At 35.5% G+C, this 6,546-nt stretch carries 5 protein-coding genes; all 5 read right to left on the reverse strand.

From position 1 onward, the window contains the following. Nucleotides 1-151: 151 nt before the first annotated feature. On the reverse strand, nt 152-349 hold the full coding sequence (locus AA089_RS11260) for a hypothetical protein (RefSeq protein WP_046757054.1): 198 nt from the start codon (nt 347-349) through the stop codon (nt 152-154). A 197-nt stretch (nt 350-546) separates the two neighbouring features. Then, complete coding sequence (locus AA089_RS11265) at nt 547-738, reverse strand: hypothetical protein (RefSeq protein ID WP_046757055.1); 192 nt, start codon at nt 736-738, stop codon at nt 547-549. Between the two features lie 79 nt (nt 739-817). Further along, on the reverse strand, nt 818-1,996 hold the full coding sequence (locus AA089_RS11270) for an LETM1-related biofilm-associated protein (RefSeq protein ID WP_046757056.1): 1,179 nt from the start codon (nt 1,994-1,996) through the stop codon (nt 818-820). A gap of 211 nt (nt 1,997-2,207) precedes the next feature. Further along, nucleotides 2,208-2,792 (reverse strand): superoxide dismutase family protein, encoded by a 585-nt coding sequence (locus tag AA089_RS11275; RefSeq protein WP_046757057.1) that lies wholly within the window; start codon nt 2,790-2,792, stop codon nt 2,208-2,210. A gap of 83 nt (nt 2,793-2,875) precedes the next feature. Then, on the reverse strand, nt 2,876-6,070 hold the full coding sequence (locus AA089_RS11280) for a WD40/YVTN/BNR-like repeat-containing protein (RefSeq protein WP_046757058.1): 3,195 nt from the start codon (nt 6,068-6,070) through the stop codon (nt 2,876-2,878). Between the last annotated feature and the right edge of the window lie 476 nt (nt 6,071-6,546).

Consider the following 6,546-nt stretch of genomic DNA (forward strand, 5'->3'; position numbering starts at 1 on the left):
TTAAATGTAAAAGTACTTTTTAAGACCCAAAACCCAAAACCCAAGACCCAACAAAGTCTTTCTATCCAAATCAACAAATTTACAATCATATTACAGCGAATTAAATCTAAAAAAAAGCGAACCGAAGTTCGCTCAACATTTTTAGTTTAGATTAAGGATTGCAATGTGTGTGGAAACTTTGACAAACATGCTGGTTTAAATCATCCGTAAACCAAACATGGCTTGGCTCATCGGCTCCTACAGGATTATTATTACATGTGTGAGTTTCTGGCGCTCTTCCACCAACTACTTCAAAATTGGAAATTGCTTTCTTGTTCAATTCTAAATTTTTTACATTTCTTTTTTTCATAATTCTAAAGTTTTAAAAATTAATAATGATCAATGATAGAGAGAAAAAGAATGAATTGATAGAAAGGTATAATACAATTCACGGAATTGCATAAGTTGTATGTTGTAATTCGCTGAATTGTAGTGATTTAATTAACATTTCTTTAGTAAAATGCAAAAAAAAGCGAACCGAAGTTCGCTTAATCACTTAATTTTTTACTAGAAACATCCAGTACCGTCAAAAGTTTCACAAGCTCTTTGAGCGGCATCAGTAAACCAAACAAAGTCATCATCAGATGGGCCAACTGGCTCAGCACAATTGTTCGATTGAGGCGCGCGTCCTCCATTTAATCTCAATTGAGAGATTGCTACTTTGTTCAATTTCAATGATTTTAGATTTCTTTTTTTCATAATAAAAATTTTTAAGATTTATACAACTTAGTGCAGCAAACCTTAATGTGTTACCCTGAAAAAGAAAATATTTTAAAAACTATTCGTCAACTCTGTTATCATCAAAGCCAGAAGGTAAAATCTTAGGAATATATTTAATGACAAATGGAAGAAGCAACATGCCGCCAGGGAGCATAAATATTGCCAAACTTGGTATGGTTTTAAAAATGTCAAGCAGTTGGTCTTTTACTTTTTTTTGTTCTTCATCGCTCAAATTTCGTACAGTCGATTGCGAAAGTAGTAGCATTAATTCTTTGCTTTCTTGCAATTCTTTAGACAGTCGTTTTTTATTACGTGTAATCAGTTTGGAAACCATATTACTCGAATTTTCATAAAAACTCTGCACCATATTTTGTGACTTTAAAAGCTTAATATCGTCTTTGTGATTAGTATAGTATTGACGAATATCGTCTGTAGCTTTCAGAATAATTTCTTCGGAAATGTGTAAATCTTTTCCAAGTTGATGCAAAAATGTACGCTCTTGTTCATCAATAATTTTGTCACTCCAAAACGTCATACAAACCAAATCAACAATGTATTGTTTTGTCAGCGGATGTGTAATGTGAATCAAAACATCACTGTAGTGCAATCGGACGCGATTATCATATCGGAATGAAGCTTCAAATAGTTTAATCAAGCTTTGGTCATACGAATTTTTTTCAGTTTTTAGATCGAGCGCTGCAAAAATTATGGTTTCAATAGAAGCTTCCATCGTGCGTAAATACGCGTCGCTAACATTGCCTGAATGTAAGTATTTTTCATACGCCAACACATCGACAAAAAGCAAGGTATTTGTAATGAAATAATTAAAATTCTTGGTAATGACATTATCATCAATGGCAATACGTTTGTGAATCATACTTTCAAGTAAGTCGTATGATTTTTTCTTTCCCATGAACAATTCTTCAAAGAAAGAACTTTTGTAATCATCAACAATATTGTAAAAATCAATTACACTATCTATAAAATCTTCTTCAAATTGATGGTATTCATGAATGAACAAAAAAGAGAGGATGATGTTTATTTTGCACAATTCATCATGTGTATAATCGTTTTTTTCAACCTGATTGAATAACGTCCGAAAGTTGGTTCCATAGATAAATCCACATTGTTTTAAATCTTTATAAAACGTGTCCAGGGTGTGCTTCTCTTCTGTTTTAGGAAGCGAATGATATTCTTGCAATAACTTTTTTATCCAACCTTTTGCTGAAGGGTTCATGCTGTATGTGTATAATATGAACAAAAATAAAAGGCTGTCTGAAAAGCTAAATTTTCGTCTAACCAAATGTGATTCGGTTTCTCATAATCATTGAAAATCAGTGTAATGAGATTTTGAATTGATACTGAATCAAGTTCAGTACATGGATCAGAATGACGCTTTTTTTATACTTTTTAGACAACCTCTTGTGTTGTACTATTTTTTTGAATTTTTACTCGATAATTCCGCCACAACTTACTCGTGCGCCGGCTGCTCCTGAAGGCTGCGAAACAAAATCATCTGTTCCTTGATGCACTATAATTGCTTTTCCAATGATATTTTTATTATCATCATCGCAGGTAATGCACCATTCGTCAGTTTCAAAAGTAATGGTTCCGTTTCCGTTTTTATCAGCTTCAAAATTTCCAATGTCTCCTTTGTGATAGCCTTCTTTTGCTCCCCATTTTCCATGAGGTTGTGCCGTAGGATTCCAATGTCCACCAGTAGATTTTCCATCAGCAGACGAACAATCAGCTTTGGCATGAATATGAATGGCATGTGTTCCAGGTGTCAAACCTTCCATGACAGCGACCATTTTTACCGTTTCTTCATTTTGTGTAAACACAACATTTCCTGAAACTTTACTATCACTTTTTGGTTCAAGTGCAAATTTAATTTTTGCTTCTTTGGCTACTTTTGGTGTAGCAGTTTGCGTTTTTTCTTTTACTTCTGGTGCTGCTTCCTCTTTCTTTTCGCCTTTACAACTTACGGCGAATAATAGCAATCCAGCGGCTAATATTGATATTCCTTTTTTCATCTATGTATATTTTGGTTTTCTATTCTTTTTTCTGTTTAACAAGGTAAGCAGATAATCAAACAAAAACAAACAATTACAATTTCTTAATCCAATTGAAATGATTTTATTTCTTTAAAAGGTTTCAAATCAATTTGTTCCATTTCAGTACGATACGTTTTCCAAGTGTCATTAAAAAATGTATTTGTCTTGTCTAAAGCCTCTTTTAATTCATCTTCAGCATGTTTCATTAATTGACGTTCTGTACTTGTCAAACCAGTTTTGCGCGATCTTACATATCGATTTGCCAGATTAATACGTTGCATAACCGTTATTTCTGGATTTCTTGTAATTCCTTGACGTTTGTCTACTTTACCCAAATAAAGTGCGATTACAGCATCAATTTCTTTACCAATATTCTTTGATTTCTTAATAGCTTCTTTATACTTTTTCTTGTCTAATTTGCCAAGCATTTTTTGGTATTCTTTCGCTATATTTTTACTTTCTACCAATTGCTTTACAGCATCTGCGGCAGTTTGTGTCATGCTTTCAATTTCCTTTCCTGAAGCATAGGTTTCGTCAATATTTTTCTGAGAAACTTGCAAACGTGGATCGCTAGCAACTTTAATTGATGTTTCAGAAACTTGATCTCCATACGTCAACTTTAATTGATAAGTGCCAGGTTTTACACGCATTCCACCAGATTCGCGTGTACGTTTACGAATCGTTCTTGACGGTCTGTCGACTCCTTTTTCGTCCATTCTCCAAAACATTCTATGAATTCCATCTTCTTTTGGAGCTTTGCTTTTCAGGGTACGAATGAGCTTTCCGTTATTGTAAACTTGAAGCGTTAATGAATCCCACTTTACTTTCTTTTCATCCTTTTCTTTGTCATCATCTTTTTTGTCTTTCATGTCCTTTTTAGGCATGTCTTTCTTTTGGATGTAATACGAAATCATGGCGCCACCTCTTTTGTTTTCTCCATGATAGGTAGCATCTGCGCCAAAACGACTTCCTGTTGGTTGCTGATATGCTGCTTGATAGGCAGTTGGCGGTTCAAACAAGGCAATATTTTTAGATAAAATACTGTTATCATTTGCAATAGCACGTAACGGACGAATATCGTCTAAAACCCATGCAGCTCTACCAAATGTTCCGATGACTAAATCGTGTTCACGTGGCTGAATTACCAAGTCTTTCGTAGAAACTGTTGGATAACCAGCCGTCCATTTTTGCCAATTATTTCCAGCGTCAAGCGAGATATATAAACCGTCATCTGTTCCTAAAAAGAGTAAATTTTTATTTTCAGGATCTTCTACAATTGATAATGTATAACTCTTTACATCGGAAGCGTCAACGATGCGTTCCCACGTTTTTCCATAATTTTTGGTGCGATATGCATATGGTTCGTAATTGAAGCGTCTGTAATCATTTGCAATAAGCAATGCTTCCCCTTGTTTTTTGTTGGAAGCTTTCACTTGTACAATCCAGCTTCCTGTTGGTAAACCTTTGATGTTTTTGGTCACTTCTGTCCATTCCTGTCCACCATTTCTAGTGACATGTACACGTCCGTCATCTGTAGCTGCCCACAACATATTTCGTTCTAGTGGCGAAGGTTCAATAACTAAAACCGTACAGTGATTTTCGGCTCCTGTAGCATCCATGGTCAATCCGCCACTTTCTGCTTGTTTCAGTTTTGCAGGATCATTTGTTGATAAATCTGGAGAAATCACTTCCCACGTTAAGCCTTTGTCTGTACTTTTATGCACAAATTGACTTCCAAAATAAAGTGTGCTATTGTCAAAAGGATCAATATTGATGGCTGAATTCCAGTTGAAACGTAATTTTATATTTGCATCAGGATGTGTTGGTTTTACAGAATAATTATTTCCTGTCATCCAGTCATATCGTGAAACAAAACCTTGCTGGCTCATAGACCAACCGTAACGTGAATCGTCTTTGTCAGGAACAACATCAAAGCCGTCTCCAAACGAAATTTCTTGCCAATACGAATTGCGAATTCCTTGCGCGCGCCACACATAGGCTGGTCCACGCCAAGAACCGTTATCTTGCATTCCGCCGTATACATTGTATGGAAATTCATTGTCCACATTGATATGGTAAAATTGTGCAACAGGCAGATTTCCAATAAAACGCCATGTTTGTCCACGATCTTTGGTAATGTTCATTCCACCGTCGTTTCCATCAATCATAAATTTTCCGTTTGTTGGATGAATCCACCACGCATGATGATCAGGATGCACTCCATTGTCTACACCGTACGCTGGCATCAATTGTCTGAAACTTTTTCCACCATCATCAGAAACATTTACATATGTAAAAATGGTATACAAACGATTTTCGTTTTGTGGATCGACATAAATTTCAGAGTAGTAAAATGGACGATTTCCAATCCCTGATTTATCATTTACTTTTGTCCATTTGAAACCGCCATCAGTACTTTTGTACAATGCATTTTTCTTTGCTTCAATTAGTGCATACACAATATTTGGACTGCTTGGCGCGATGGCAACTCCGATACGTCCTAAGTTTCCTTTTGGTAAACCTTCTTTGTCGGTTAGTTTTTTCCACGTTTTTCCACCGTCATGTGTAATGTGTAAACCAGAACCTTCGCCACCAGATTTGAAAAACCAAGGATCACGTTTGTGTTCCCACATGGCAGCAATTAATTTGTTAGGATTTGTAGGATCCATAACCAAATCGGCCGCTCCTGTTTTGTTATTTGCGAATAGAATTTGCTTCCAAGTTTCGCCACCATCAGTTGTTTTGTAGACGCCGCGTTCTGGATGTTCTCCCCAAGGTGAACCAATTGCAGCAGCATACACCACATCAGGGTTTGTAGGATCAATAATGACACGATGAATGTGACGTGTTTTTTCTAATCCCATCAATGTCCAGTTTTTTCCATCATCTAAAGATTTGTAGATTCCGTAACCGCCATTTAAGCTGTTTCGCGGATTTCCTTCTCCAGTTCCGACCCAAATGACACTCGGATTTGATTGTTGAATGGCAACAGCTCCGACAGAAGCCGTTACTTGTTTATCAAAAATTGGTTCCCATTTGATGCCGCCCGACGTAGATTTCCAAAGTCCACCAGAGGCAGTTCCGACGTACATTACATCAGGATTGTCATTCACAACAGCAATGGAAGTTACACGACCACTCATGCCGCCAGGACCAATATTTCGTGGTTTCATGTTTTTGACCGTTTCCATAGAGAATTCTTGTGCAGAAATACTCAACGTGGAAAAGGTGAGTAGGAGTAGGATTAGTTTTTTCATTTTATTTTAGGTTGGTTTGGTTGTTATTGGTAATTCGTTGTTGGTTAATTTTTTTTTTGTTGATTTGTCAATGTTTTAAGATCGCTTGCGCTGTTATATTTTTTCTTTCAAATAAAGTCTTGATTCTATGTTCTTGACTCTTGTATCTAAACAATTTTACATTTATCATTTCAAATACTTCTCGATACAATTTTTCTTCATTTTATTTCGAAAAATCACTCGAAGTGACGTTTATGTTTTTTCTTTCAAATAGCGTCTTGATTCTATGTTCTTAACTCTTGTATCTAATCACTTTTATATTTAAAATTTATCATTCAACATTTATCATTTTCAATCGCTTCTCGATACAATTTTTCTTCATTTTATTTTGAAAAATCACTCGAAGTGACGGTTATGTTTTTTCTTTTAAATAGCGTCTATATTCTATGTTCTAGACTCTTGTATCTAAAACACTTGTACTTCCCTAAATAGAGTTG

This window comes from Kordia jejudonensis (assembly GCF_001005315.1).
Lineage (GTDB): Bacteria > Bacteroidota > Bacteroidia > Flavobacteriales > Flavobacteriaceae > Kordia > Kordia jejudonensis.